The 26,260-nt window shown below is 32.7% G+C and carries 25 protein-coding genes and 1 tRNA gene; 16 read left to right on the top strand and 10 right to left on the bottom strand.

Annotated elements, in window-relative coordinates; all coding sequences use genetic code 11:
- Together OS191_RS14165 and OS191_RS14160 are read left to right on the top strand one after the other, a co-directional pair.
- A partial coding sequence (locus OS191_RS14165; protein ID WP_267156455.1) for a T9SS type B sorting domain-containing protein occupies positions 1 to 141 on the top strand: 141 nt, incomplete at its 5' end.
- 115 nt (positions 142 to 256) lie between these two features.
- Entirely contained in the window at positions 257 to 2,059 is a 1,803-nt protein-coding gene (locus OS191_RS14160) for a T9SS type B sorting domain-containing protein (RefSeq protein ID WP_267156369.1), read from the top strand.
- Positions 2,060 to 2,138: 79 nt separating this feature from the next.
- Here the strand turns inward: OS191_RS14160 and OS191_RS14155 are convergent, their stop codons facing one another.
- Together OS191_RS14155 and OS191_RS14150 are read right to left on the bottom strand one after the other, a co-directional pair.
- A complete protein-coding gene (locus tag OS191_RS14155) occupies positions 2,139 to 3,674 on the bottom strand; it encodes an OmpP1/FadL family transporter (protein ID WP_267156368.1) in 1,536 nt (511 codons plus the stop codon).
- A 30-nt stretch (positions 3,675 to 3,704) separates the two neighbouring features.
- Complete coding sequence (locus OS191_RS14150) at positions 3,705 to 4,745, bottom strand: hypothetical protein (RefSeq protein ID WP_267156367.1); 1,041 nt, start codon at positions 4,743 to 4,745, stop codon at positions 3,705 to 3,707.
- Positions 4,746 to 4,845: 100 nt separating this feature from the next.
- Between OS191_RS14150 and proS the strand changes: the two genes are divergently transcribed.
- The 3 genes from proS (at position 4,846) to rpsT (ending at position 6,867) form a co-directional block, all read left to right on the top strand.
- Complete coding sequence (gene proS / locus OS191_RS14145; protein ID WP_267156366.1) at positions 4,846 to 6,324, top strand: proline--tRNA ligase; 1,479 nt, start codon at positions 4,846 to 4,848, stop codon at positions 6,322 to 6,324.
- Between the two features lie 192 nt (positions 6,325 to 6,516).
- A tRNA-Glu gene (locus OS191_RS14140) sits at positions 6,517 to 6,588 on the top strand.
- Positions 6,589 to 6,615: 27 nt separating this feature from the next.
- Positions 6,616 to 6,867 carry a 30S ribosomal protein S20 gene (rpsT, locus tag OS191_RS14135; RefSeq protein ID WP_267156365.1) on the top strand — a complete coding sequence of 84 codons (252 nt, stop codon included), beginning with the start codon at positions 6,616 to 6,618 and terminating at the stop codon, positions 6,865 to 6,867.
- Between the two features lie 137 nt (positions 6,868 to 7,004).
- Here rpsT and rho read toward each other — a convergent pair whose 3' ends face one another.
- Positions 7,005 to 8,648 carry a transcription termination factor Rho gene (gene rho / locus OS191_RS14130; RefSeq protein WP_267156364.1) on the bottom strand — a complete coding sequence of 548 codons (1,644 nt, stop codon included), beginning with the start codon at positions 8,646 to 8,648 and terminating at the stop codon, positions 7,005 to 7,007.
- 199 nt (positions 8,649 to 8,847) lie between these two features.
- Between rho and OS191_RS14125 the strand changes: the two genes are divergently transcribed.
- Positions 8,848 to 9,258, top strand: coding sequence for a DUF4293 domain-containing protein (locus tag OS191_RS14125; RefSeq protein ID WP_267156363.1), 411 nt, complete (start codon positions 8,848 to 8,850; stop codon positions 9,256 to 9,258).
- A gap of 59 nt (positions 9,259 to 9,317) precedes the next feature.
- Here OS191_RS14125 and OS191_RS14120 read toward each other — a convergent pair whose 3' ends face one another.
- On the bottom strand, positions 9,318 to 9,812 hold the full coding sequence (locus OS191_RS14120) for a metallophosphoesterase family protein (protein ID WP_267156362.1): 495 nt from the start codon (positions 9,810 to 9,812) through the stop codon (positions 9,318 to 9,320).
- A 121-nt stretch (positions 9,813 to 9,933) separates the two neighbouring features.
- Here OS191_RS14120 and truA point away from each other — a divergent pair, with 121 nt between their 5' ends.
- Complete coding sequence (gene truA, locus OS191_RS14115; protein ID WP_267156361.1) at positions 9,934 to 10,686, top strand: tRNA pseudouridine(38-40) synthase TruA; 753 nt, start codon at positions 9,934 to 9,936, stop codon at positions 10,684 to 10,686.
- A 24-nt stretch (positions 10,687 to 10,710) separates the two neighbouring features.
- On the top strand, positions 10,711 to 12,474 hold the full coding sequence (locus OS191_RS14110; protein ID WP_267156360.1) for an ABC transporter ATP-binding protein: 1,764 nt from the start codon (positions 10,711 to 10,713) through the stop codon (positions 12,472 to 12,474).
- A 23-nt stretch (positions 12,475 to 12,497) separates the two neighbouring features.
- On the opposite strand, the gene cdaA is transcribed toward OS191_RS14110, so the two are convergent.
- The 3 genes from cdaA to folP are packed head-to-tail and all read right to left on the bottom strand — an operon-like array spanning position 12,498 to position 14,823.
- Positions 12,498 to 13,283 (bottom strand): diadenylate cyclase CdaA, encoded by a 786-nt coding sequence (cdaA, locus tag OS191_RS14105; protein WP_267156359.1) that lies wholly within the window; start codon positions 13,281 to 13,283, stop codon positions 12,498 to 12,500.
- A 47-nt stretch (positions 13,284 to 13,330) separates the two neighbouring features.
- Entirely contained in the window at positions 13,331 to 13,996 is a 666-nt protein-coding gene (locus OS191_RS14100) for a hypothetical protein (protein WP_267156358.1), read from the bottom strand.
- A 2-nt stretch (positions 13,997 to 13,998) separates the two neighbouring features.
- Positions 13,999 to 14,823, bottom strand: a complete 825-nt coding sequence (folP, locus tag OS191_RS14095) for a dihydropteroate synthase (protein WP_267156357.1) — start codon at positions 14,821 to 14,823, stop codon at positions 13,999 to 14,001.
- 119 nt (positions 14,824 to 14,942) lie between these two features.
- On the opposite strand from folP, the gene OS191_RS14090 reads away from it, so the two are divergent.
- From OS191_RS14090 to OS191_RS14060, 8 genes are all read left to right on the top strand, one after another.
- A complete protein-coding gene (locus tag OS191_RS14090; RefSeq protein ID WP_267156356.1) occupies positions 14,943 to 15,482 on the top strand; it encodes a DUF1599 domain-containing protein in 540 nt (179 codons plus the stop codon).
- A 166-nt stretch (positions 15,483 to 15,648) separates the two neighbouring features.
- Positions 15,649 to 15,822, top strand: coding sequence for a four helix bundle protein (locus OS191_RS15590; protein WP_416236428.1), 174 nt, complete (start codon positions 15,649 to 15,651; stop codon positions 15,820 to 15,822).
- Between the two features lie 143 nt (positions 15,823 to 15,965).
- Complete coding sequence (locus tag OS191_RS14085) at positions 15,966 to 17,276, top strand: BT_3928 family protein (protein ID WP_323370145.1); 1,311 nt, start codon at positions 15,966 to 15,968, stop codon at positions 17,274 to 17,276.
- Position 17,277: 1 nt separating this feature from the next.
- Positions 17,278 to 18,354 carry an ABC transporter permease gene (locus OS191_RS14080; protein ID WP_267156454.1) on the top strand — a complete coding sequence of 359 codons (1,077 nt, stop codon included), beginning with the start codon at positions 17,278 to 17,280 and terminating at the stop codon, positions 18,352 to 18,354.
- Positions 18,355 to 18,361: 7 nt separating this feature from the next.
- On the top strand, positions 18,362 to 19,111 hold the full coding sequence (gene tpiA, locus OS191_RS14075) for a triose-phosphate isomerase (RefSeq protein ID WP_267156355.1): 750 nt from the start codon (positions 18,362 to 18,364) through the stop codon (positions 19,109 to 19,111).
- Positions 19,112 to 19,132: 21 nt separating this feature from the next.
- Entirely contained in the window at positions 19,133 to 19,969 is an 837-nt protein-coding gene (prmA, locus tag OS191_RS14070; protein WP_267156354.1) for a 50S ribosomal protein L11 methyltransferase, read from the top strand.
- 19 nt (positions 19,970 to 19,988) lie between these two features.
- Positions 19,989 to 20,264 (top strand): ATP-dependent Clp protease adaptor ClpS, encoded by a 276-nt coding sequence (locus tag OS191_RS14065; RefSeq protein WP_267156353.1) that lies wholly within the window; start codon positions 19,989 to 19,991, stop codon positions 20,262 to 20,264.
- 302 nt (positions 20,265 to 20,566) lie between these two features.
- A complete protein-coding gene (locus tag OS191_RS14060; protein WP_267156352.1) occupies positions 20,567 to 22,156 on the top strand; it encodes an FMN-binding glutamate synthase family protein in 1,590 nt (529 codons plus the stop codon).
- Positions 22,157 to 22,593: 437 nt separating this feature from the next.
- Here OS191_RS14060 and OS191_RS14055 read toward each other — a convergent pair whose 3' ends face one another.
- The 3 genes from OS191_RS14055 to OS191_RS14045 form a co-directional block, all read right to left on the bottom strand.
- Positions 22,594 to 23,682, bottom strand: a complete 1,089-nt coding sequence (locus OS191_RS14055; protein WP_267156351.1) for a mechanosensitive ion channel family protein — start codon at positions 23,680 to 23,682, stop codon at positions 22,594 to 22,596.
- Positions 23,683 to 23,706: 24 nt separating this feature from the next.
- Positions 23,707 to 24,606: a DMT family transporter gene (locus OS191_RS14050; RefSeq protein WP_267156350.1), complete on the bottom strand. Its 900-nt coding sequence runs from the start codon at positions 24,604 to 24,606 to the stop codon at positions 23,707 to 23,709.
- A gap of 93 nt (positions 24,607 to 24,699) precedes the next feature.
- Positions 24,700 to 26,091 carry a trimethylamine monooxygenase gene (locus OS191_RS14045; protein WP_267156349.1) on the bottom strand — a complete coding sequence of 464 codons (1,392 nt, stop codon included), beginning with the start codon at positions 26,089 to 26,091 and terminating at the stop codon, positions 24,700 to 24,702.
- Positions 26,092 to 26,260: the final 169 nt, after the last annotated feature.

The raw sequence follows: 26,260 nt of genomic DNA, 5'->3' as shown, positions 1-26,260 counted from the left end.
ACTGGTCCTGGATGGGATGGAACTTATAATGGCGAATTATTACCGTCTAGTGATTATTGGTTTACTATTGACTACAGAGAATTGGGTGAAAGTGAAGGTGCACAAAAACAGTTTAAAGCACACTTTAGTTTAAAAAGGTAGGTTTTTTCGACAATTAGAAAATTTAATGAGTAAATTTGTTATGGTTCGGCTATAATAAATTTACTCATTTTTTATTTTGAAAAATAAATCACATATATTATTTTTTTGTTTTTACTTGGCTTGTCATTTAGGATTTAGCCAACTAGGAGGAGCAAATATTTGTGAAGAGGCAGAACCAATATGTAGCTCTGCAGAATTTTCATTTGCAAATACGTCCGATGGCACCAGTGCTGAAGTTGGTCCAGATTATGGGTGTTTATTAACCCAACCCAATCCAGCTTGGTTTTTTCTTCAGATAGGACTAAGTGGCAATATTAATTTAATTATCGAGCAAAGTACAGAGCTTGGCGGTAGTCCAAATATAGATGTTGATTTTATTATTTACGGACCGTTTACTAATACTTCAGAAGCGTGTAATACAAGTTTAACAGCTGCAAATACAGTGGATTGTAGCTATTCTCCAAATGGTATCGAAACAGCAGATATTATAAATGCAACAACTGGTGAATATTATTTATTGTTGGTAACAAATTTTTCTGGACAAGCTGGTTTTATCAGTATTGGTCAGTTAAATGGTGAAGGCTCTACGAATTGTGCTATTTTAGAAGATTTTACAGCTTGCCAGGGAGATAGCTTTACTTTAGATGCAACCACACCATCTGCTACAGATTATATGTGGTATGTAGAAGATTTGTCTAATCCAGGAGATTATTTACTTATTCCTGGAGAAAACTCGGCTTTTTATAATGTTGATAATTCTTATTTATATCGGGCTGAAGCTTATAATACTGATGGAGACCTATTGCAATTATACGACTTTACGGTAGATTTTCTTGACACACCTACGTACCCAAGCAATGTAACTCCATTTATTATTTGCGATAACTTAGATGTAAACGATGGTTTAGCTGAGTTTGATTTAGGTACCAAAACATCAGAAATATTAGATGGATTAGATCCTGATTTGTATTCCGTAACATTTTATCAGAACGAAATGGATGCAATAGCTGAAGAAAATATGCTTCCAAACTTATATTTAAATAGCACCAATTCAGAAGTTCTTTATGTAAGAATTGAAAATGCAACGTCAACTATTGTCAATTGTTTTGATATTGGAACTCTGAATATTGAAGTTAATTTACTTCCTGAAATAAATTTAAATGAAACTTATTATTTGTGTGTAAATACAAACGGTTCGGAAGTGGTTAATAGCCTTATTTTAGATACAGGCTTAAATGACTTAAATTATAATTTTGAATGGATTGAAACAAGTCATCCATTAGATGTTTTATCAACTCAATCTGTTTTTGAACCTACACAAGGAGGAGTTTATTCTGTTATGGTAACCAGTTTATCAACTGGTTGTACAAATACGAAAGATATATTGGTATTAGAAAGCTCTCCACCAAATGTAGTTGCTACAGTTACTACAGAGGCTTTTGCAAACAATCATATTATTGAAGTAACAGCAACTGGAGATGGAGCAGCCATATTTGAGTTTAGCATCAACCATGGACCTTGGATGAGTAATGAGCCAAATTCCAATACCTATACGTTCTCTAACGTAGCTTTTGGAGAACACCTTATCCAGGCCAGAGACATTAATGGTTGTGGTATAGCTAGTGATTCGGTTTTAGTTATGGATTATCCATTATTCTTTACTCCAAACAATGATGGGTATAATGATACCTGGAAAATTTTTGGATTAGAAAATCAATTTGATGCCAAAATATTTATTTACGATCGTTACGGTAAACTCCTTAAACAATTAAGTCCAACTGGTCCTGGATGGGATGGAACTTATAATGGCGAATTATTACCGTCTAGTGATTATTGGTTTACTATTGACTACAGAGAATTGGGTGAAAGTGAGGGGAGCCAGAAAGCATATAAAGCGCATTTCACTTTAAAAAGATAGTTTCATAATTTGTGACATAAAAAAACTCAGATAAATATATATATTTATCTGAGTTTTAATTTTTTTAAGATGTTGTCAACTACAAATTAAAAGCAACTGTAAAAGTCACATTTGTAAATTTTGAGTCTAATGAAGTACTATTGTTGAAGCCAGAATTGCTATATAGCTTATACTCCGAAGATTGTTTTGCTTGATCAAAAGCCATATCTAATTTAAAATTTCCAAAATTATAGCCTAAACCTAAAGAGTAGCCATTTAAATCTCCAATGGTAGTTCCATTTTTATAAGGACTTTCCTCAAATCTGTATCCACCTCTTAGGCTAACTTGTTTCAATCTTAACTCACCACCAACCTTATAAGTAGAAGCAGTGGTTAATTGATTGTTAATGGCCCTATTTTGTGTGCTAAAATAAGCGTCGGAATTTGGTTTAAATTTAGTGTTGCCATAATCTTTTAAAGAATAATCAAAGCTAATTAAACCATACTCTCCAAAAATATAAGCCAAACTTCCTGTAAATTTCCCAGGGGTTTGAATGTTATATGACGGGTAAATATTAATTATATTCGAAATATATCCTATATCAGAATCAGCAATATTAGAGTTAATACCTTGAATCAATTCTTCTTCAATGCGATACCATGTTGGAGAACTATAAGATAAACCCATTCTAAAATCTTTGGTGATTTTGGCAATAGCACCTAGTTGGAATGAAAATCCTGAACCAAATGTAGAAAGCCAGTTTTCAAAATAAATATTTTTAGTTAAAGAATCAGGGTCTAAATTGGTTTCATAAAAACTGGTAAACTTATCGTAATTAATGAAATGTGAATTCAAATTAACACCTAAATACAATCTATCTTTATATGCTGTAGCAAAATTTAAAGAGAACTTTCCATTGTATCCAGATGATGCATAATAATATTCTTGATAATAAGAATTTGCAGGTGCTGTATTAGAAAAATAATCAATATTGTCGTCGTTAGTATTATTATCCATATTAACAGGATCAATAATACCAGCCCAATATCCTAGAAATACTTGTTGTACTGGATAGCCATAATTAGGATTAGAGCCAATATCTGCGTATGCTTCTTCAAGATATTCTCCTGGTTGAAGTTTTAAAACACCAAAAGGGACATTCTGTTTTTCTGTAATGTCCAAGAAATATCTGTCAATGGATGTATTGCTTGAACCATTAGCAAGCCAATCGTTATTATAATTTTGGACTTTATCATAAGCAGCACTAAAAGCAAATTTGGACCAATCCGAATTGCTATTTCTGTTATAAAAAACGAAAGTTGCTCCAGACTGATTTAAATCGATATTCGACTCTTTAGAAGTGTTAAAACCATTAAAGTACTGTGTTTCATTTTTAATGTTGTTATTTGATAGAGACAAAGAGATATGACTGGAATTAAATATTGCAGATCCAGCCGGGTTAATACTAACAGCACTCATATCTCCTCCTAAGGCACCAAAAGCACCACTTAAACCTCTATATCTTGCAGTACCTTGTATTTCATCCTGAGTGTATCTTACAGCGTCTGTTACATCTTGTGCGTTAAGAGAAGTCATAGCAAGTATACCTATGAATAGTAAAAGTAACTTTTTCATAATATTTTCTTTTTCTTTTTTTAAACAATTTTACCTTCTACCACCAGAACTTCTTCCGCCACCACCAGAACTTCTCATACTACCTCCAGAACTTCTTCCTCTTCCTCCAGAAGAGAATGATGGTGATGAATTACCTGATGAACGACTTGGTGTGTAAGATTTGGTAGGAGAAGTGGATCTGGGTGTCGAGTTAGTTCTTGGTCTAGGAGACACATTGTTATTGTTAGATTTTGTTCTAGGTCTAACAGTTGAATTATCTCTAGTTCTAGGCTTTACAGTCGTGTTTGGTCTTACTGTAGAATTATCTCTAGTTCTAGGTTTAACAGTCGAGTTTGGTCTAGTTGTTGAGCTAGGTCTAACAGTAGAATTACTTCTTGTTCTTGGAGTAGTGTATCCTAAATTAGAACTTGAATTTCTTGTTCGTGAATTGTAATAATTAGAATTTCTATTGTTGTAATAGTTTCCAGCGTAATAACTTCCACGTCTTCCAGAATTGTATGAAACGCCTCTACCACCATAAGGATAATAACCATTGTAATAGCCACCGCCATAATATCCACCATAGAAGCCTCCATAATAAGGATACCAAGGGGTGTAACCCCAGCCATAACTATAATAAGGATAATACCCGCCATAATAATAAGGCGAATACCAAGGGTTGTAACCCCAGCCATAACTAAATCCAGTGCTAATAGTAATAGAAACGCTACTGTTGTCTTCTCCCCAACCTGCATAGCTATCGTATTCAACAGCTGAGGTGTCTTGAGCTACAGCATATTCCCCTTCGTAAGAATCAACATCTGTAAAAACATCATCTTCATTTTCTTCTTCAGGTAGTTGATATTCTAAAGATTTTTCTTTAAAATAATTTTTATAGAAAGTTTGACTACTAGATTCTTTTTCAATCTCTGTAACAGCATTTTCTTGGTATTCAACGTTTGTATCTGAACCATAAATACCATCGTTGTCTTGTACGACATTTTGTGAAGAACCACAAGATGCCAAAACAGCAAATAGGCTAAAAATAGCTATATATGGTGTTTTCGTTAAAAAGGAGTTATTAATTTGCATATCTCTTGATTTTTATTGTTGAACATAACAAAAATAGTTAGTTTTGCCCAACTATTTTTATATTTAACATAATCACAATATTTGTGCCAAAATCCTGAATATGAGTAAAAATCTCACAAGTAGAGCCGAAGATTATTCCAAATGGTATAACGAACTTGTAGTAAAAGCAGACCTTGCAGAAAATTCTGCAGTTAGAGGTTGTATGGTTATTAAACCTTATGGCTATGCTATTTGGGAAAAAATGCAAGCAGAACTAGATCGTATGTTTAAAGAGACTGGGCATCAGAATGCGTATTTTCCTTTATTTGTGCCGAAAAGTTTGTTTGAAGCTGAAGAAAAAAATGCTGAAGGGTTTGCCAAAGAATGTGCTATTGTTACACATTATAGGCTACAGAACGATCCTGATAATCCAGGAAAACTACGTGTAGATCCAGAGGCTAAATTGGAAGAAGAACTAATAGTTAGACCAACTAGTGAAGCAATTATTTGGAATACCTATAAAGGATGGATCCAATCTTATAGAGATTTACCACTACTTATAAACCAATGGGCAAACGTAGTACGTTGGGAAATGAGAACACGTTTGTTTTTACGAACAGCTGAATTTTTATGGCAAGAAGGTCATACAGCACATGAAACAAAAGCTGAAGCTATAAAAGAAGCAGAATTAATGAACAATGTGTATGCTACCTTTGCTGAAAACTTTATGGCCATTCCAGTTGTAAAAGGAATAAAAACGGAAAGTGAACGTTTTGCCGGGGCAGTAGAAACTTACTGTATTGAAGCCTTAATGCAAGATGGAAAAGCTTTACAAGCAGGTACTTCGCACTTTCTTGGTCAGAATTTTGCTAAAGCTTTCGATGTAAAATTCACATCTAAAGAAGGAAAACAAGATTATGTCTGGGCAACTTCATGGGGTGTTTCAACCAGACTTATGGGAGCGTTAATTATGACACATAGCGACGATAAAGGTCTAGTCTTACCTCCGAATTTGGCTCCAAACCAAGTGGTTATTGTACCTATATATAAAACAGATGAGCAATTAGAAGAGATTTCTAAAATTGCCAATTTGATGATGAGCGATTTAAGAGCTAAGCATGTTTCTGTAAAATTTGATGATAGAACCACATTAAGACCTGGTGCTAAATTTGCTCAGCACGAATTACAAGGTGTACCATTACGAATAGCTATTGGACCAAAAGATTTAGAAAATGGAACAGTAGAATTGGCCAGAAGGGATACCTTGACTAAAGAAGTTATTGCTTTAGACAATGTAACGTCTAGAGTAGAAGGTTTAATGACCGAAATTCAAAACACGTTATATAAGAAAGCATTGGATTTTAGAGACTCTCATTTAACTTTAGTAGACACATTTGATGAATTTAAGAATGTTTTAGAAACAAAAGGAGGATTTCTTTCCGCACATTGGGACGGGACAGAAGAAACCGAATCTAAGATAAAAGAAATAACAAAAGCTACTATTAGATGTATTCCTACAGATGAAACTCCGGAAAATGGTGTTTGTGTCTATTCAGGAAAGCCTTCAAAAGGTAGAGTATTGTTCGCAAAAGCATATTAATTAAACTTTTTTTAAAAAAAGTTTAATTAGGTGTTGCAACATTTAAAAATAGTTGTATTTTTGCAGCCGCTTGAGTGATATAAATTATATTAATGGAGTCAAGCAAGTAAACAATGGAAACATTGTTAGTTATTTTGAAAAGTATTGCAAGTTTAAATATATAGTTATATATTTGCGCACTCAAAACAAAATGGCCCGTTCGTCTATCGGCTAGGACGCCAGGTTTTCATCCTGGTAAGAGGGGTTCGATTCCCCTACGGGCTACAATTTTTATAAAAGAAAGATAATACAATGGCAAATCATAAGTCAGCATTAAAGAGAATTAGAAGTAACGAAGCTAAACGTTTAACAAATAGATATAAGCATAAGACTACTCGTAATGCTATTAAAAAATTACGCGACTTGGAGTCTAAGTCTGAAGCAGAAGCAATGTTTCCAGAAGTGTCTTCTATGATTGATAAATTAGCTAAAAAGAATATTATTCATGCTAATAAAGCATCGAACTTAAAATCGAATTTATCTAAGCATGTTGCTTCTTTATAAGAAACAATAAGAATTATATATAATAAAACCTTTCAATATTTTTGAAAGGTTTTTTTATTTTTTATAATTAGAAATATTTATTAAAAACAAAGCCTTGAGAAATCAAGGCTTTGTTTTTTAAATTATAAAGAGGTTTTTTATCCATTCATGGAAATTAAAAACTCTTCATTGTTTTTAGTTTGTTTAAATCTTTCATTAATAAATTCCATAGCTTCAACTGGATTCATATCTGCTAAATACTTACGCATCACCCACATTCTTTGAATGGTGTTATCGTCAAGTAAGATATCATCGCGTCTTGTACTTGAAGAAGTAAGATCGATTGCAGGGAAGATTCTACGATTAGAAATTTTTCTATCTAATTGTAACTCCATGTTACCAGTTCCTTTAAATTCTTCAAAGATTACTTCGTCCATTTTAGAACCCGTTTCTGTTAAAGCAGTAGCTATTATAGTTAAAGAACCACCATTCTCAATATTTCTAGCAGCACCAAAGAAACGTTTTGGTTTGTGCAGAGCATTGGCATCCACACCTCCACTTAATATTTTACCCGAAGCAGGTTGAACCGTATTATATGCTCTAGCTAAACGTGTGATAGAATCTAATAAGATTACAACATCATGACCACATTCTACAAGTCTTTTTGCTTTTTCTAAAACAATATCGGCAATTCTAACGTGTTCATGAGCTTCCTTATCGAAGGTTGAAGCTATAACCTCGCCACGTACATTACGTTGCATGTCGGTTACTTCCTCTGGACGTTCGTCTATTAATAAAATCATTTGATATACTTCTGGATGATTGGCTGCAATTGCATTTGCAACATCCTTAAGTAACATGGTCTTACCCGTTTTAGGCTGAGATACTATCATACCACGTTGTCCTTTTCCTATAGGAGAGAACAAATCCATAATTCTAGTAGAAATAGTGCTTTGTCTTTCTGCTAACTTGAATTTTTCTTGAGGAAAAAGTGGGGTTAAATGTTCAAAAGATACTCTGTCTCTAACAACATCTGGGCTAAGGCCATTAATTTTGTTTACTTTTATTAAAGGGAAGTATTTTTCACCTTCTTTTGGAGGTCTCACGTTTCCGAGAACAGTATCTCCTTTTTTTAAACCAAACAATCTAATTTGAGATTGCGACACATAAATATCGTCTGGAGAAGATAGGTAATTGTAATCAGATGAACGTAAGAACCCGTACCCATCTTGCATAACATCTAAAACACCTTCACTTTCAATAATAGCATCAAATTCGAAATCTGGTTCGCGATATCTGTTTCTAGTATCTTTGTTTCCGTTGTTGCTATTTGAGTTTTGATTTTTATTCTGATTTTTGTTGTCTCTTTTTGGACGATTTTGATTATCGTTTTTAGAGTTGCTTTTCTGTTCCTCTCTATCTTTATTCCCGGAATCTTTACTTGGAGTAGGTTTGGAAGGTTTTGGGTGGTGAGGTTTTGGTTTTACAGCTTTTGGAGCTTCTGTTTTCGAATCTTGAGAAGGTTTATTGTCGCTTTTTTTAGCTTCCTTAGCAGGACGTTGAATACGCTCTCTTTGTTTTTTTTGTTGTTGAGGTTTTTGTGTTTCTGCTTTTGGAGTTTCTTTTTTAGGCTCCTCTTTTACAACCTCCTTTACTGCTTTAGGGTTTGCAGCTTGCTGATCTAATATTTGGTATACTAAATCTAGTTTTTTTAATGAACGATATTTAGGTACGTTCAGTTTTTTAGCCATTTCCTGTAACTCAGGAAGCTTCATTTCTTTTAATTGTGAGATTTCAAACATTGATGTTGAATTGAATATTTGTTATAAATATTAAAATATATTTTTTCTGAAAAAAAATTGATTTTATTCTGAAGAATTAACAGCTTACAACTCTGATAGTTGTAATTTGTTATTGCAATTATACAACTTTATTTTATTTAATTTAGTTAATTTATTAAAAAGAAACCATTATTTTTGTCAACTAAAATTAGGAAAAAGAATGCTTCAAAGAATTCAAACTATATATCTTTTACTTGCTGCTGGTGTTTCTGGAGGGCTTATATATGTGTTTGAATTATGGACAACACCCGAAAATGTAAAAGTCTTTGCAGACGATATAAATTATATTTTTGCTATCTTTTTAGTGTCAGCTTTTTTATCAATTTTTTCAATTTCAAGATTTAAACAAAGGAAATCTCAATTCATGTTGGGAAGACTTAACATCATATTAAACTTTTTTTTACTAGGATTATTTTTGTATCAATCTCTAAATGTATCTGGAGAAACGCAAGTTTCGGAGAAAGGTATTGGGATTTTTCTCCCTATTATTTCTATCGTGTTGTTGGCATTAGCCAATAAGGCCATTAAGAAGGATGAAGATCTTGTAAAATCTGTAGATCGATTAAGATAAACCTTATATCTTAGTAGTATTAGTGCGTAAACCCAAGGTGAAGATCTTGGGTTTTTTTATTATCTCCCTTCAAACTCAATAACTTCAAGGTCTTTTATATTACTACCATCTATTACAAAACGAAGCATGGTTCTTACCTTATGAAATCCGTATTTTCCAGCAGCTCCAGGGTTCATATGTAATAAGTTTAATTTTTTATCTGGCATCACTTTTAAAATATGAGAATGCCCACAGATAAATAAATCTGGTGGATTTTTTCTTATAGACTCTCTTATCCTTACATCATACTTATTTGGATATCCCCCAATATGTGTAATCCAAACATCAACACCTTCGCACATAAATCTATTGTTTTCTGGAAATTCTGCTCTAGCTTCATGTCCATCAATATTTCCAAAAACAGCTTTTAAAGGTTTTAGTTTTTTTATTTGGTTAGTTACATCTAAGTCGCCAATATCACCAGCATGCCAAACTTCATCAGCCTGTTTTACATGTTTTAAAATGGCGTCATCAATATAACTATGTGTATCTGAAAGTAGAAGTATTTTTTTCATAGATGTTTTTTACGAATCCCGATAACTATTGGGAGGAAATCTCATGTTTTTTAACTTTTATTTGAAATTTCAAGACCGATTAAAATTCTATCTTTGTCTTTTACAAAAATAGCACAATCCTTTGAGATATTTTTTAGAGCTTACATATAATGGTAAAGATTATCATGGTTGGCAAAACCAACCCAATGCTATCTCAGTACAAGAAGTCGTGGAAAAAGCCCTGTCCACTCTTTTAAATAATGCAACAGCCATAGTTGGAGCTGGGAGAACAGATGCAGGTGTGCACGCCAAACAAATGTTTGCTCACTTTGATACAGATACTGTATTTGTAACTGAAGATTTAATTTATAAGCTCAATTCTTTTTTGCCAAATAACATAGCCATTTTGGATGTTTTCAAAGTAAAACCAGAAGCTCATGCTAGATTTCACGCTCTTAGTCGTAAGTATTTGTATCGAATTTCTTTAACAAAGGATGTTTTCAATTCTGATGGGTCTTATTATTTAAAACAAGACCTAAATATGACTAAGATGAAAGAAGCTACTAAACTATTATTAGGCTATAAAGATTTTCAATGCTTTTCTAAAAGCCAAACAGATGTTAATACGTATTATTGTAATATCATGCATGCAAAGTGGCATTTAGTTGATAACGAGTTGCAGTTTACCATAAAGGCAGACAGGTTTTTAAGAAATATGGTACGAGCCATTGTTGGAACCTTAATAAATGTTGGTTTAGGAAAGCTTGATGTTGAAGATATACACAACATATTAGCTTCTAAGAATAGGAGTGAAGCTGGTTTTTCGGTACCAGCTCATGGTTTATATTTAATTGAAGTAGCTTATCCAGAAGCAATAAAATTATCCGAACAATAAAAAAAGATCCTTTGTTGGAAATATATGAGTAAAATAGACTCCATATTAGAAATAGAATTATTTAAGAAGCTTTTTAAGTTTATTAAACCCTACAGACATGTTTTTGTTGGGGTTTTAGTGGCTGTAGTTTTGCTTGCTGTTTTTGGAGCCTTAAGACCTTATATTTTACAACAGGCTATAGATAAAAATATTGCCACCAAAACATTGGAAGGTTTTTTGCCTTATATACTTATCATGGCAGCGCTTTTAATAGCTGAAGTTGTTTGTCAGTTGCTATTTATATATTATTCAGGGTTTCTTGGTCAGAGTGTTGTTAAAGATATACGTGTAAAACTCTTTGATCACATGATCCGGTTTCGAATGAAATACTTCGATAATTCTTCGGTTGGGGTTTTAATTACGAGAGCCGTTACAGATATGGAACGTATTGCAGATGTCTTTGGCGAAGGATTCTTTATGATTTTTAGAGACTTACTCACCATGTTGGTTGTTTCTATAGTCATGCTTTATATGAATTGGGAACTAAGTTTTATAGTCTTTTTAATGTTGCCTTTAGTATTATATGCCACGCGTATTTTTCAAAAGTATATGAAACGTGCTTTTGAAGAGGTTAGAACCGAAGTTTCTAATCTAAACTCTTTTGTTCAAGAACGTATTACAGGAATGAAAATCCTTCAATTATTTACAAGAGAGGATACAGAATATAAAAAGTTTCAAGAAATAAATGCGCGTCATAAAAAAGGCTGGTTAAAAACGGTATGGTATAATTCTATTTTCTTTCCAATTGCCGAATTATCTTCATCAATCACAATAGGACTTATTGCATGGTATGGAGGATTAAATGCAGTTGTAGATCAAACAGCTTCGTTGGGAGATTTAACAGCTTTTATCATGATGATTCCTATGTTGTTTAGACCGCTACGTCAAATTGCTGATAAGTTTAATACGCTACAAATGGGAATGGTGGCTGCAAAAAGAGTGTTTAGAGTTCTTGAAACAACCTCGCAAATTGATGACCACGGCACTATGGAAGTGACCCATTTTGATGGACATATTTCATTTAAAGATGTGCATTTTAGTTATGTAGAAGACGAAGAAGTGTTAAAAGGAATTTCTTTTGAAGTCAATGTAGGTGAAACAGTCGCTATTGTTGGAGCTACAGGCGCGGGTAAATCGACCATCATTAATTTATTAAACAGATTTTACGATATTAATAAAGGGACTATTTGCATTGATACTATTAATATAAAAGAATTAAAACTAGCGTCTTTACGAACCCAAATTGCCATTGTACTACAAGATGTATTTTTATTTGCCGACACTATTTTAACGAACATAACCTTAAACAATCCTAACATTAGTTTACAGGATGTGGAGCAAGCTGCAAAAGATATAGGAATCCACGATTTTATAATGAGCCTTCCAAATGGCTATCATTATAATGTTAAAGAGCGTGGAGCTATGTTATCTTCCGGACAACGACAATTAATTTCGTTTTTAAGAGCTTATGTTACCAATCCAAGTATTTTGGTTTTAGATGAAGCGACTTCTTCTGTAGATTCGTATTCAGAACAACTTATTCAAAATGCTACTTATAAGATAACCAAAGGACGAACCTCTATTGTTATTGCACATAGATTGGCAACCATTAAAAAAGCCGATAAGATTATTGTTATGGATGCAGGTGAAATTGTTGAGGTTGGAACCCACAAAGAACTTCTTAAAAAAGAAAATGGTTACTATAGAAATCTATATGAAGTTCAGTTTCTGAAAGAAGAAGTTGCGTAAAATGATTTGTTTAAATGCATTCTTTAAGCTAAATTTTTTTTAATTATTTGAGCAAGTTCCTGCGTGTCTTTAAACATAATAAACTCTCCATCCTTAAAAAAGGAAATCTGTCCAGTTTCCTCACTAACAACTAATGCTAAAGCATCTGTTTTTTCTGTAATGCCTACGGCTGCACGATGTCTTAAGCCAAAACGTTGTGGTAAGTTTTTTTCATTACTAACAGGAAGTATGACCCTGGTTGCTTTTACAATATTATCAACTACAATGATAGCACCATCATGCAATGGACTGTTTTTGAAAAAGATGCTTTCAATAATAGGTTGTGTGACTTTAATATTCATGGAATCTCCAGTGTTTACTAGAAAATCTAAATTATTATTGCACTCAAAAACAATTAAAGCACCTGTTTTAGTGGTTGCCATTTTATTACAAGCTGAAAGAATGGTATCGACATCTGTTTTGTTTTCCGTTTCAGTTTTTAGAAATTTAAGCTGTCCGAAAAATTTTCGTCGTTTACTAAAATTGGTAGAGCCTACCATCAATAAGAATTTCCTTATTTCTTGTTGAAAAACCACTATCAAGGCAATTAGTCCAACACTCATAAATCCACCAAGAATCTTGCTTAACATTTTCATCTGTAAAGCTTCTGTAAGCAAATAAATAAAGTAAATAATTACAATTCCTATAAAGATATTGATGGCAACAGTACCTTTAACTAGTTTGTAAACATAATAGAGTAGTAATGCCACAAGTAGTACATCTACTATATCTATAACTGTAAATTTTAATAGGTCGTCAAAAATCTCCAAGTGTCAGCTGTTTTGGTAAATTTAGAAAAATATCCTTAGAACGCATCTTAATTACTTATGAACTCTTCATTTGCAATGGTAACATTCTTATCTTTTAGTGTGTTTAATTTCGATTTAAAGCTAATATAATCTTGAAAACTTAAATTATTATTGAAAAATAAATGAAGTGTTACTGATTCACTATTCTTTGAAATCACTTGATCTAAGTCATTCAATAACGATGCTTTTGAAGTTTTAAATGAATCTGTATTAGAAGAATTTATCTCAATATTTGAAGTGTCATGAAACACAATAGCATATTCATTGGTTTTTAAATCAATGATGCTTGGTTGCTTTTCAATATAATAAACATTTGTGAATTCTATAAAGCCTAAATTATTGATACTAGTATTATGACAGGTATAATAGTTTTTGGCTTCTTCGTTTTTATGTAATTCGGCATTCCTTTTTTTGTCTTGCAGATAGATTATTTTTGGTATGGCTTGTTTCAAGGTCAAGCGTTTATCTACATTAATAAGCCAATTTGTAGTAATAATTAATGTTCTTCTGTTAAGTTCTACGCTGTCTTCTTTGGTTTCATCGTAAAATAAATACGCTGGAGATACATCTAGTATTTCTGAAATATCTGATTGGTTTATCTCTGGAAGCTGTACCACTTTCTCGTTGTTACAAGACATTAATAACAAAAGCATGGCTATTTGAAAATATTTCATAGTTAAGATTTTAATTGCTCTAATAGTTTGACACATTCCACAGCCTCTTTAACATCATGAACCCGTAAAATGGAAGTTCCTTTTTGTAGGGCAATCGTGTTTAAAACGGTGGTACCATTTAATGCTTCTTTAGGGGAGTTTTCTAAAGTTTTATAAATCATGGATTTCCTGGAAACTCCAGATAAAAAAGGTTTTTCCAGTATTTTAAAGAGCTCTAAATGTTTTAATATTTCAAAACTCTGTTCTTTGGTTTTTGCAAATCCAAATCCTGGATCCACAATGATATCTACAATTCCAAGAGCTTTTGCTTTAGATATTCTTTCAGAAAAATAAAATATAATGTCTTTTATTACATTCTCATAGGTCGCTTGTTGCTGCATGGTCTGTGGTGTGCCCTTCATGTGCATCATGATATAAGGTACATGAAGTTTTGCAACAGTTTCTAACATAAGGTTATCTAATTTTCCTGCTGAAATATCATTAATTAAAGCAGCTCCAGCCTCAATACCTTGTCTAGCAACCTGACTTCTAAACGTATCTATGGAAATTAGGATTTCAGGAAATTCTCTAATAATTATTGAAATTATTGGAAGTAATCGCTTTAATTCTACTTCTTCAGTAATGTGTTTAGCATTTGGACGAGAACTGTAAGCTCCAATATCGATAAATGTTGCACCAGATTTTAACATCATATAAACCTGAGATAGGATTTCACTTTCATTTTTGTATTTTCCACCATCATAAAAAGAATCTGGAGTTAGGTTTAAAATTCCCATAATTTTTGGAGATGATAAATCTATAAGGTTGCCTTTGCAGTTTATGGTCATAAAAACAGTTAAAATTTAGGATTCAGTGTTTAAAGTGCCACAAAGAAACGAAACTTTGAATTTAGAACTTTGAACTCTGAACTATTTATGCGAAATTTACGCAAAATTCAATTTAATTCATGCAAGACACTTCAAAACAATACGACGCAGTTATTAAAACATGTAGAGATTTATTTATTAAAAAAATGTCGGATTATGGAAGTGCTTGGCGCATTTTACGTTTACCATCACTTACTGACCAGATTTTTATAAAAGCACAACGTATTCGTGGGCTGCAACAAAATGAAGTCCAAAAAGTAAATGAAGGTCAGGAAAGTGAGTTTATAGGCATTATAAACTATTGTGTAATGGCTTTAATTCAGTTAGAAAAGGGTGTGGTGGAGCAACCAGATTTATCTGTTGAGGAGGCTACAAAATTATACGACGAAAAAATAGGTCATACCAAACAATTGATGATGGATAAAAACCATGATTATGGTGAAGCTTGGAGAGATATGCGTGTAAGTAGTCTCACCGATTTAATCCTGCAAAAACTATTACGTGTCAAACAAATTGAAGACAATCAAGGGAAAACTTTGGTTAGTGAAGGTATAGATGCTAACTATCAAGATATGGTAAATTATGCGGTTTTTGCGTTAATCTTGCTCGAGCAAGATTGATGTAAATTCCAAATCTCAAAAAATAAAACTCCTAAACAGATATGATTGATAATAAAACATTTAGTTTAGAAGAAAGAACTTTTGAGTTCGCTAGGGATTGTCGTTTTTTAGTAAGAGATTTAAAAAGAACTATTTCTAATCGAGAGGATGGAAAACAGCTTGTTAGATCTTCTGGTTAGTTGGAGCCAATTATATTGAAGGAAATGAGAAATTAGAAGAAAAGGATTTAAAATTTAGACTTAAAATATCAAGAAAGGAAGCCAAAGAAAGTGAATATTGGCTTCGGTTGCTGAAAGACTTAAACGAAGAGAAAACAGAGCAAATCCTAAAATTAGAATAGAAGCTAACGAATTAAGAAAAATACTTTCAGCAATCATCAATAAATTAAAATGAACTTTTTAAAATTTAGAGATTGAAATTTGGAATTTACTTAAGTAGCGTTTTGGAATTTAGAGATTGGAATTTGAAATTTAATTATATAATATGAAATACATAGTAAACATCAGTAGAATTTTAGTAGGCGTTTTATTCATTATCTCTGGATTTATAAAACTTAACGATCCCTTAGGATTTTCGTATAAGCTACAAGAATACTTTGGAACGGACGTTCTTAACCTTCCGTTTTTGGAGCCTTATGCGTTAGCAATCTCTGTTTTCGTAGTGATTTTTGAAGTAATCTTGGGAATTTTCTTGCTTATTGGTTACAAGCCAAAATTTACAGTTTGGAGTTTATTAGGAATGATTGTCTTTTTTACCTTCCTAACGTTTTACTCGGCTTACTTCGAAAAAGTAAAGGATTGTGGTTGTTTTGGAGACGCTATTCCATTAACCCCTTGGGAAAGTTTTACAAAGGATGTTATTTTGCTCGTCTTAATTTTAATCTTATTTATTGGTGTAAAGCATATCAAACCTATCTTTAGCAAATTAGGATTAACTGTCACTGCTTTATTGAGTTTTATTGCTTGTTTATGGTTTGGATATCACGTTTTAATGCATTTGCCATCTATTGATTTTAGAGCTTATGCTGTTGGTAAAAACATAATGGAAGGTATGATTGTTCCAGAAGATGCGCCAAAACCAGTTCAAGAATTTACTTGGACATTAAAGGTGAATGGAGTGGATACAGAGTTTGTAACAGATGGAAGTTACCCTGAAGTTGAAGGAGAATATGTAGGGGTTGAAACTAAAATTATTGAAGAAGGTTACGATCCTCCTGTTAAAGATTTTTCTATTGAAACAATGGAAGAGGATTTTACTGAATATTACTTAAATGAAGATCATTTAATCTTGATTGCCATGTACAATCTAGATACTGCAGAAAAAGATGGCGTTGTAAAACTGAAAGCATTTTCAGATGAAGCTCTTAAAAAAGGATATACCGTAATAGGGTTAACAGCTTCTGGAGAAGACTCCAAACAGTACATGAAAGACTTATACAAACTTAATTTCGATTTTTTCCTTTGCGACGAAAAAGCAATTAAAACCATAGTTCGATCAAGTCCTGGAATTTTAAAATTAGAAAAAGGAACGGTCATTCAAAAAGTACATTGGAACGACTTGGAGGATATGAGTTTGCCAGAAGTAGAACGTAAAGTAGAACCTTTAAAAGAAAAGGTTGTGGAAGAGACTCCTCTTTATTTAGTTGATGGTATGCAACACGAAAAATCTTATGTAGATCAAATAGATTCTAACTCGATAGAATCAATCAATGTTATTAAAGATACTATTGTAGTTAGAGAAAGAGGTGTTACAGATTTTAATTCTATCATTGAAATTACTTTAAAGAAAGAATAACCTGATTCGCTATCTTTTAAATAAAACCCTGTACGCTTTGCTTACTTTATTTGGAGTAGTGACTGTGATATTTTTTTTATTTAATGTGCTTCCTGGAGATCCAGCACAAATGATGCTTGGTCAAAATGAAGATAGTACCCAATTAGCCATTGTTAAACAGAAGTATGGTTTCGATAAACCCATAAGCACACAGTATTTTTATTATTTAAACGATTTGTCACCCATTTCGTTTCATTCACAAACGGAAACAGAGTACACGTATTTACGAGATGGAAAATATTCAGCTTTACCTTTGTTCTCCATTGGTAATACCATAACGGTAGTCAAATTCCCATATTTAAGAGAGTCTTTTACCAAACAAGGAAAGAAAGTGAGTCAGGTTTTAGCAGAAACACTGCCAAACACCTTTGTTTTGGCAGTAAGTGCTATTTGTATAGCACTTTTAATCGGTTTGGTTTTAGGGGTTGTTTCTGCATTATATAAAGATACTTGGTTGGATAAAGTCATCCAGATTGTAAGTACAGTTGGTATGAGTGTGCCTTCTTTTTTCAGCGCTATTTTATTTGCTTGGTTGTTTGGGTTTGTACTTCACAAATACACAAATTTAGAAATGACTGGGAGTTTGTACGAATTAGACGATTATGGTGAAGCCATGCACATTCAGTGGAAAAATTTAATCCTTCCTGCTATTGTTTTGGGAATTCGTCCTTTGGCTGTAGTTATCCAATTAATGAGAAACTCTTTATTAGAAGTTTTTAATCAAGATTATATAAGAACAGCTAGAGCTAAAGGTTTAAGCGAATTTCAAATTATTAGAAAACACGCCATTAAAAACGCACTAAACCCAGTAGTAACCGCTATTTCAGGTTGGTTTGCCTCTATGTTAGCTGGAGCCGTTTTTGTAGAATATATTTTTGGATGGAATGGCCTTGGAAAAGAGATTGTAAATGCTTTAAATACCTTAGATTTGCCAGTTATTATGGGTTCTGTGTTAATTATTGCACTACTCTTTATAATAATCAATATTTTTGTAGATATTATATATGCTTGGCTAGATCCGAAAGTAACTTTAGAATAAAAGAATTATGAGAAAACATATTGTTGCAGGCAACTGGAAAATGAATAATGATTTGGCAATGACAGAATCATTAATCACCGAATTAAAAAAACAAGCTCAAACGTCTAATGCAGAGGTGATGATTGCACCAACGTTTACAAACCTTTGGCATGCCTTTGAGGCTCTTAGAAATTCTAAAATTGAAGTGGTTGCTCAAAATATGCATTTTGCAGAATCTGGAGCATATACAGGAGAAGTAAGTGCAGATATGTTAAAAAGTGTTGGAGTGCAAACAGTCATTTTAGGGCATAGCGAACGTCGTGCTTATTTTAATGAAACGGACGACATGCTCGCAAAAAAAGTTGATGCAGCGTTGAATAATAAGATACGTGTTATTTTTTGTTTTGGAGAAGAATTAGCAGATAGAAAAGCAGGAAATCACGAGGCTATTGTCGAAAGTCAGATAAAAAATGGCTTATTTCATTTAAAAGCAAATGCATTTGAAAGAATCGTGTTAGCTTACGAACCCGTTTGGGCCATTGGAACAGGTGAAACGGCAAGTCCAGAACAAGCTCAAGAGATGCATGCGTTTATTAGAAAAACGTTGACTAACAAATATGGAAAAGAAGTGGCAGATAGTGTTTCTATTTTATATGGAGGATCTGTAAAACCAAATAATGCTAAAGAAATTTTCTCTAAGCCAGATGTAGATGGCGGATTAATTGGTGGCGCAGCACTTAAGGCAGAAGATTTTTATGCCATAGTGAACGCTTTTTAATTCTTAGTAATAAATTAAATTATGTCAAATACTATATATATAGGTTACGATTTTAAAGTATCCCCTTTACAGCCTGGAACAGAAATTTTAATTGCTGAGTTAGGTTATGCAGGTTTTGAAAGTTTTGTGGAAACCGAAGAAGGTGTTACAGCTTATATTCAAAAAAACGAATGGCACGATGCTATTTTGGAGGACATTCAGGTTTTAAAATCAAATGAATTTCAAATTAATTATTCCTTTAATGAAATAGAACAGGTAAATTGGAATCAAGAATGGGAAAAGAATTTCAGTCCGATTGTTGTTGCAAATAAATGTTCTGTAAGAGCGCCTTTTCATGAAAAACCTGATACCACCTATGATATTGTAATCGAACCAAAAATGAGTTTTGGAACAGGACATCATGAAACCACGCACATGATGATCCAACATATTTTAAAAAATGATTTTGAAGGGAAATCTGTTTTAGATATGGGATGTGGTACAGGAGTTTTAGCTATTCTTGCTGAAATGAAAGGCGCCAAACCAGTTGATGCTATCGATTATGATAATTGGTGCTTTATTAATAGTTTAGAAAATGTAGAGCGAAATAATTGTAAGCATATAACTGTTTTGGAAGGCGATGCTAGTTTGTTGGGAGTTAGAACATATGATGTAATAATTGCTAATATTAACAGAAATATTTTGCTCAATGATATGGAAGCTTATATTAAATGCTTAAATGCCAACGGGATGTTGTTTTTAAGTGGCTTTTATAAAGATGATATTTCAGCTATTGAAGAAGCATGTAATAAATACCAACTGAAACTCGTAGAAACAATTGAAAAGAACCAATGGGTTGCATTAAAATTTTTAAATTAGTAGGATAAAACTTTTTATAATGAGTACTAAAGAAAAAATACAAGAACAAGGAAGTGTTGACACTTTAGAGCAAAAGAATAATGAGATTGTTTTGTATAATGATGAAGTAAATACTTTCGATCACGTTATAAACACGCTTATTTATGCATGTCAACATACTGCTGAGCAAGCAGAGCAATGCTCTATTATAGTCCACTATAAAGGAAAATGCACAGTAAAAACAGGAGCTTACAAAGAATTAGAGCCAAGGTGCTCTATGTTATTAGAGGCTGGATTAAGTGCAGAAATAGTTTAATCACAATATCCAAACCCAAAACAGACTTGTTAAATTAACAGTTGTAGCATTTGCCTTCAGTTTATTTGGGACAAAGATTAAAAATATACATTAAACGATATATTAATATACATGAAAAAGTTGATAGATGCCTAGATGCACTTCAGACAAGATTTTCATGTGTTATTTTATTTTAACAAGAACATTTATCTTAATAATTCGAGAATTAAGAACTAGATTTGCTTAATTTTTAAAATTATATTTAGCATACTGAAATCAACTAATTTAAATGTTTTTTCTTAACATAATAATCAATTTACTTTATGAAAGCTCGTGAATACTTTGTAATTATTTCTTTCCTGCTAACAGTGTCCATTGCTATTATTTCCATTTTTTGGAAACCAGTTTTGTGGCTATTTCTATTAATAGGACCACTTATCCTTTTAGGTCTCTATGATGTTTTTCAGAAGAAACGTACTATTAGAAGAAACTTTCCGCTTATAGGTCGTTTTAGATACATGCTAGAGTCTATTAGACCCGAAATCATGCAGTACTTTGTAGAAACAGACACGCAAGGACGACCTATAAACCGTATTTTAAGATCTCTTGTGTATCAAAGAGCTAAAGGGATGAATGATACCGAACCATTTGGTACACAAATGGATATATATCATTCTGGATACGAATGGTTGGAACATTCGATGTATGCAAAAAATAACCCTAAAGATATAGGCGAGTTTCCAAGATTATTGATTGGAGGTAAAGAATGCAAGCAACCTTACTCTTCTAGTTTGCTGAATATTTCTGCAATGAGTTTTGGGTCTTTAAGTAAAAATGCCATTATGGCGTTGAATAAAGGAGCTAAAATGGGAAATTTTGCACATAATACAGGTGAAGGTGGTATTAGTAACTACCATTTAGAACATGGAGGAGATCTTATTTGGCAAATAGGAACAGGTTATTTTGGCTGTAGACATGATGATGGGAGTTTTAATGAATCTACTTTTAGAGAAAATGCTATCAGGCCAGAAGTTAAAATGATTGAAATTAAATTATCTCAAGGCGCAAAACCAGGTCATGGAGGTATCTTGCCTGCATCAAAAAACACTGAAGAAATAGCTAAAATAAGACATATAAAACCTCATATCGCAGTACATTCCCCACCTTCTCATTCAGCTTTTAAAGACCCGATTGAGTTCATGCATTTTATAAAAAAGCTACGAGAACTTTCAGATGGAAAGCCTATAGGTTTTAAATTATGTTTAGGTCGAAAACAAGAGTTTATGGATTTTTGTGAAGCGATGATTTACACAAAAATTTTGCCAGATTTTATAACTGTTGATGGAGGAGAAGGGGGTACAGGAGCTGCACCAGTAGAATTTTCTAACTCGATGGGAATGCCATTACGTGAAGGATTAATTTTTGTTCATGACACCTTAGTTGGTTTTGGTTTAAGAGAAGAAATAAAAGTAATTGTTGCTGGAAAAATCATTACAGGTTTTCATATGGCTAGAGCCATTGCTCTTGGCGCAGATGGCTGTAACAGTGCAAGAGCCATGATGCTTTCAATTGGATGTATTCAAGCGCTTCAATGTAATTCAAATACCTGTCCTGTTGGTGTTGCAACCCAAAACCCATCCTTAACAAGAGGATTAGTTGTTGATGACAAAGCACCTAGAGCAAAACGATATCATGAAGCTACAATTCATAGTTTCTTGGAGCTTGTTGCTGCTGCTGGTCTCAACGGTCCAGAAGAGTTAACCCGTGAACACATAAGCAAAAGAGTAGGTTTATATAATGTGCAAACATACGAAGACATATATCCTTATATGAAACCAGGATCTTTGTTAGAAGTTTCAAACATACCTGAAAGTTATAAGAAATTCTTTCATCTGACGAGAATAATGAAGTAAATTCAATTAATTTTAAAATTAAATTTGCTTCCTAGAAGAACACTTCAGAATAAACTTAATAATAATCTAGAATAGCTTATATTAAAGGTGAATAAGGTCAAAAAAGAATGAATAGAGAACTGTAGCAAAGATTTCTGTGTTGGAAGCTAAATGCAATACAGCTGATAATTTATAAAAAAAAGCATCTACTTTTAAATAGATGCTTCTTTTTTAAGAAACTAATATGTTAAACTGGCTTCTTCGATTAATAGCATTATAAATATCTGAATTCTTTTTTTGATATCCTATGACTTTTGTTAGTTTGGATATTAATTAATTAAAAGAATTCAATTATTTTTATTTCTTCTTTTAGAGTTAGGGTCAGATTGGATATATTTCTTCAAGTATGTCATGTTGTAGCCATTAATAGCCTATAATTCGGGTGTTAATTATTTTTTTTATTTACCTTGATTATCTTTCATAACAATGGTCCTGTAAGGGAAAGGAATTTCTATTCCTTCGTTGTCAAAGCGCTTTTTAATACTTTCTAAAACATCACATTTTAAAGCAAAAGAATCTGAATAATTTCGTGCCCAAGACCAAGCTCTAATGGTCATTGAAGAATCATTAAGTTGTGTTAAGGCAGTTTTTACTACGGGAAGACCATCTTTTTTTTCCAACTCTGTACGATTGTCTAAAATTAACGGATGGTTTTCACATTCTTCTCTCATGATTTTTTTTGCCAATTCTATATCACTATCATAAGAAATACCAATTTCAATACGTTCGCAACATTTTAATTCACCTAAATCGTAATTAATTAATTTTTCTTTATTCATAATGGCATTGGGAATCACGATCATTTTATTTTCATAATTACGAATTATGGTATGACGCAAGGTTATATCTGTAACAGTACCTACCATGGTATCTGTAACTTTAACAGTGTCGCCAATTTTAAACGGTTTAAACGAAATAATAAAGACTCCTCCAACCAAATTGGATAAGGCTTCTTGTGATGCAACCCCAGCAATTAGGGCAATAACTCCAGCACCGCCTAGCGCTGTTTGTGCTACACCTTTAAGAGAAGGAAAAGCCAAGAGACCAAATAAAACTCCGACAAAACAAATGGTAAATACGGCAACATAGCGTAAAAATTTAAAACTTGTGGGATCGTAGTGAAGGTCAATTTTTTCTTGAATTTTATACTTAAACCACATGTTAACAACGGAAGCTGCAACAATAGTTATAACTGCAACAAGTCCTAAGTATGAAGCTAATTTAAATGTGTGAATAAGAGTTTCACTTTTTGCACTATCCACAAAAATAAAAGCGATGGCTATAAGTCCTAAAACCAACCATAAAACATTTAAAATGCGTTTAATAATATTAACTGGTCTTAGAGGAGCCGAAGGGAACATTTTTTTTTCTTTATTTAATAACCATTTATGTATGATGTTAGTTATAAAATAAAGAATAACAACAGTGCTAATAACTATTGTAGTACTTATTAATTGTGATTTATAGGTTTCGAAAAACTCCGTCATGTCAGTTAATTTTTAAATAATTTTTTATCTTGGAACCAATTGAGGTTTCTTTTTCTTTTCTCTAATTAGGTAAATGCCTATAAATATTAAAATACTTCCTACAAGATACCAAATTGAAAATTCTTCACCATCTAATAGGCCCCAAATAATAGCAACTAAGGGTAATAAATAGGTGACACTACTTGCAAATACGGGCGATGTGTTTTTAATCAACTTATAATATAAAATGATTGCAATTGCCGTTCCTAAAATAGTAAGAATTCCTAAATACCCCAAAGCTTCCCATGTTTCAGGATTTGAATTAAAAGTATTGAAAAATCCTGTGTTAATTAAAATTAAAAAAGAAGGAATCATCCAAATGCTGAAAACACTCCCTGAAAGTTGTTTGGAGGGAACGTGTTCTAGTTTCATTTTTATAATTAAGGCAGCCAAGGCGTAACAGGCAGTTGCCAATACAATCAATAAGGCATAAGCTATTTGTGAATCTTCGCTTGAGGTTTCAGAAAAGTACATTAAACAAGCTGCACCCAAAAAGCCAATTAGAGCACCTATAACTTGAGTGGTTTTACTTTTTATTCCAAAGAGAGAAAAACCTATAATCAATACAAATGCTGGCACTAAAGAGTCTAAAATCCCAGCCATAGAACTACTAACATGGGTTTGGGCTAAAGGAAATAGAAACATAGGGAAGAAATTTCCAAAGAAACCTGCAGTTATAATCCAAAATACGGTGTTTTTAGACATTTTTAGTAAGGCTGGTACTCCTATATATGTCAAGAGTAATCCAGAAACTCCAACACGAATGGCACCAATTTGATATGGAGTGAAAATTACTAATGATTTTTTTATTAAAATAAAGGAACTTCCCCAGGTAAGCGCGATGATAATTAATAAAAACCAACGATTTTCGAATAGTTTCCCCATGGGTACAAAGTTAAAAAGCAATTGCTGAATACAATTGCTTTTAATATAATTTTAATTTATAATTAACGCTGCTTACTACCGAAGTTTTAAGTCTTAGATAGCGGTTATTTCTGATTTTTCAGAAAGCATCTCTTCACTTTCATCTTGATATAAATAGCGTTCCTTACTATCGTCTAATTCGTCCATCCATTCTGTATGATGTGTTTCTGCCATAGTTCCAGTTACCACACTTTGATAGGTTTTATCTCTGTAGGTTAAAATGTTTTCATCTTTATCCTTTAGCCATTCTTTAAACATAACAGCTACTTTATCCACATTAAAATCAGGGTAATTAGATAGGGCTAACAAATCTTGAATATATGCCGTTTGAAAATCAACATGGTCGAAACTTGAAGTTAATTTATCGTTTTCTTCTAGCCATTTATCAATATCCAGTCTGCGTTCTGCTTTTGAAGGTAGTTTAAAGTTACCCATCATATAATCTCTAGCCAACCAAGCTTGAGTATCAAACATATTAAAAGTGTAATATTGATCTTGCATCCCTAAATAAATCAGACGTGGTAATTTGTTAAAGATGATACCTTTATACAAATGATCTGGATAGAGATTATTTTTTGTTTTTAGGCGCATTTCATCTGGAAGAAATGGAAATTTATGCTGATACCCTGTACACATAATTACGGCGTCAAATTTTTCTGAAGTACCATCTTTAAAAAAAGCTGTATCATTTTCAAAATGAGTCAACAATGGTACTTCCTTAATTCCCTCAGGCCAGTTAACTCCAATAGGATTACTTCTATAGCTTAAGGTTACAGAATTTGCGCCATGCTTATGGCATTGAACTCCAATGTCTTCGGCAGAATAGCTACTTCCTATAATTAAAAGATTTTGATTCTTAAAAGGATCTGCACCACGAAAGTCGTGTGCATGCATCACTTGCCCCGGAAAATTTTCAATACCTTTAAAATATGGCATATTTGGTGTGGAGAAATGTCCAGAAGCTACTATTAAATAATCAAATTCTTCGGAATAGGTTTTGTCAATTTTTAAATCGTCTAAAACAACAGTGAATTTTTTAACATCTTCATCATAACTAACCCAACGTGCTGTCGTGTCGAAACGAATATAATCGCGAACCTTATTTTTTTTAATCCTTCCTTGGATATAATCGAATAGAACAGGTCTTGGAGGATAGGATGAAATAGGCTTTTTAAAATGCTCGTCAAAAGAGTAATCAGAAAATTCTAAACACTCTTTAGGACCATTGGACCAAAGATATTTATACATACTCCCGTGAATTGGTTCTCCATATTTACCAACACCAGTTCTCCACGAGTAATTCCACATACCACCCCAGTTACTTTGTTTTTCAAAACAGACAATCTCAGGCACATCATGTCCTTCTTTTTTTGCAGCTTCAAATGCTCTAAGTTGTGCCAAACCACTGGGTCCAGCGCCAATAATTCCAATACGTGTTTTTTTCATATATATTATATAAATTTATAAGTCCGTACAGGATTCCCATACAGACTATTATTAACTATGTTATTAGGTAAATGACTGCGAGTAGCAGTTAGGAAGACTTCAACTACTAAAAAAAACACTGTATTTATAGTTTTCTTTGAGTCCGTCGATGGCCTTATACCGAAGTCGA

The organism is Xanthomarina sp. F2636L, from assembly GCF_026410195.1.
Lineage (GTDB): Bacteria > Bacteroidota > Bacteroidia > Flavobacteriales > Flavobacteriaceae > Xanthomarina.
Note: the sequence above shows the minus strand (reverse complement) of the source record. Positions and strands in the feature narration are given on the sequence as shown.

Bases quoted from the DNA above. Each gene is read 5' to 3' on its own strand.
- OS191_RS14120 (WP_267156362.1), bottom strand. From the start codon at position 9,812: ATGAAAAAAATACTTCTACTTTCAGATACACATAGTTATATTGATGAC.
- OS191_RS14125 (WP_267156363.1), top strand. From the start codon at position 8,848: ATGCTTCAAAGAATTCAAACTATATATCTTTTACTTGCTGCTGGTGTT.
- OS191_RS14065 (WP_267156353.1), top strand. From the start codon at position 19,989: ATGAGTACTAAAGAAAAAATACAAGAACAAGGAAGTGTTGACACTTTA.
- OS191_RS14055 (WP_267156351.1), bottom strand. From the start codon at position 23,682: ATGACGGAGTTTTTCGAAACCTATAAATCACAATTAATAAGTACTACA.
- prmA (WP_267156354.1), top strand. From the start codon at position 19,133: ATGTCAAATACTATATATATAGGTTACGATTTTAAAGTATCCCCTTTA.
- tpiA (WP_267156355.1), top strand. From the start codon at position 18,362: ATGAGAAAACATATTGTTGCAGGCAACTGGAAAATGAATAATGATTTG.
- OS191_RS14090 (WP_267156356.1), top strand. From the start codon at position 14,943: ATGCAAGACACTTCAAAACAATACGACGCAGTTATTAAAACATGTAGA.
- proS (WP_267156366.1), top strand. From the start codon at position 4,846: ATGAGTAAAAATCTCACAAGTAGAGCCGAAGATTATTCCAAATGGTAT.
- rho (WP_267156364.1), bottom strand. From the start codon at position 8,648: ATGTTTGAAATCTCACAATTAAAAGAAATGAAGCTTCCTGAGTTACAG.
- OS191_RS14150 (WP_267156367.1), bottom strand. From the start codon at position 4,745: ATGCAAATTAATAACTCCTTTTTAACGAAAACACCATATATAGCTATT.
- OS191_RS14100 (WP_267156358.1), bottom strand. From the start codon at position 13,996: ATGAAATATTTTCAAATAGCCATGCTTTTGTTATTAATGTCTTGTAAC.
- OS191_RS14045 (WP_267156349.1), bottom strand. From the start codon at position 26,091: ATGAAAAAAACACGTATTGGAATTATTGGCGCTGGACCCAGTGGTTTG.
- OS191_RS14050 (WP_267156350.1), bottom strand. From the start codon at position 24,606: ATGGGGAAACTATTCGAAAATCGTTGGTTTTTATTAATTATCATCGCG.
- OS191_RS14060 (WP_267156352.1), top strand. From the start codon at position 20,567: ATGAAAGCTCGTGAATACTTTGTAATTATTTCTTTCCTGCTAACAGTG.
- folP (WP_267156357.1), bottom strand. From the start codon at position 14,823: ATGACCATAAACTGCAAAGGCAACCTTATAGATTTATCATCTCCAAAA.
- OS191_RS14155 (WP_267156368.1), bottom strand. From the start codon at position 3,674: ATGAAAAAGTTACTTTTACTATTCATAGGTATACTTGCTATGACTTCT.
- rpsT (WP_267156365.1), top strand. From the start codon at position 6,616: ATGGCAAATCATAAGTCAGCATTAAAGAGAATTAGAAGTAACGAAGCT.
- OS191_RS14110 (WP_267156360.1), top strand. From the start codon at position 10,711: ATGAGTAAAATAGACTCCATATTAGAAATAGAATTATTTAAGAAGCTT.
- OS191_RS14085 (WP_323370145.1), top strand. From the start codon at position 15,966: ATGAAATACATAGTAAACATCAGTAGAATTTTAGTAGGCGTTTTATTC.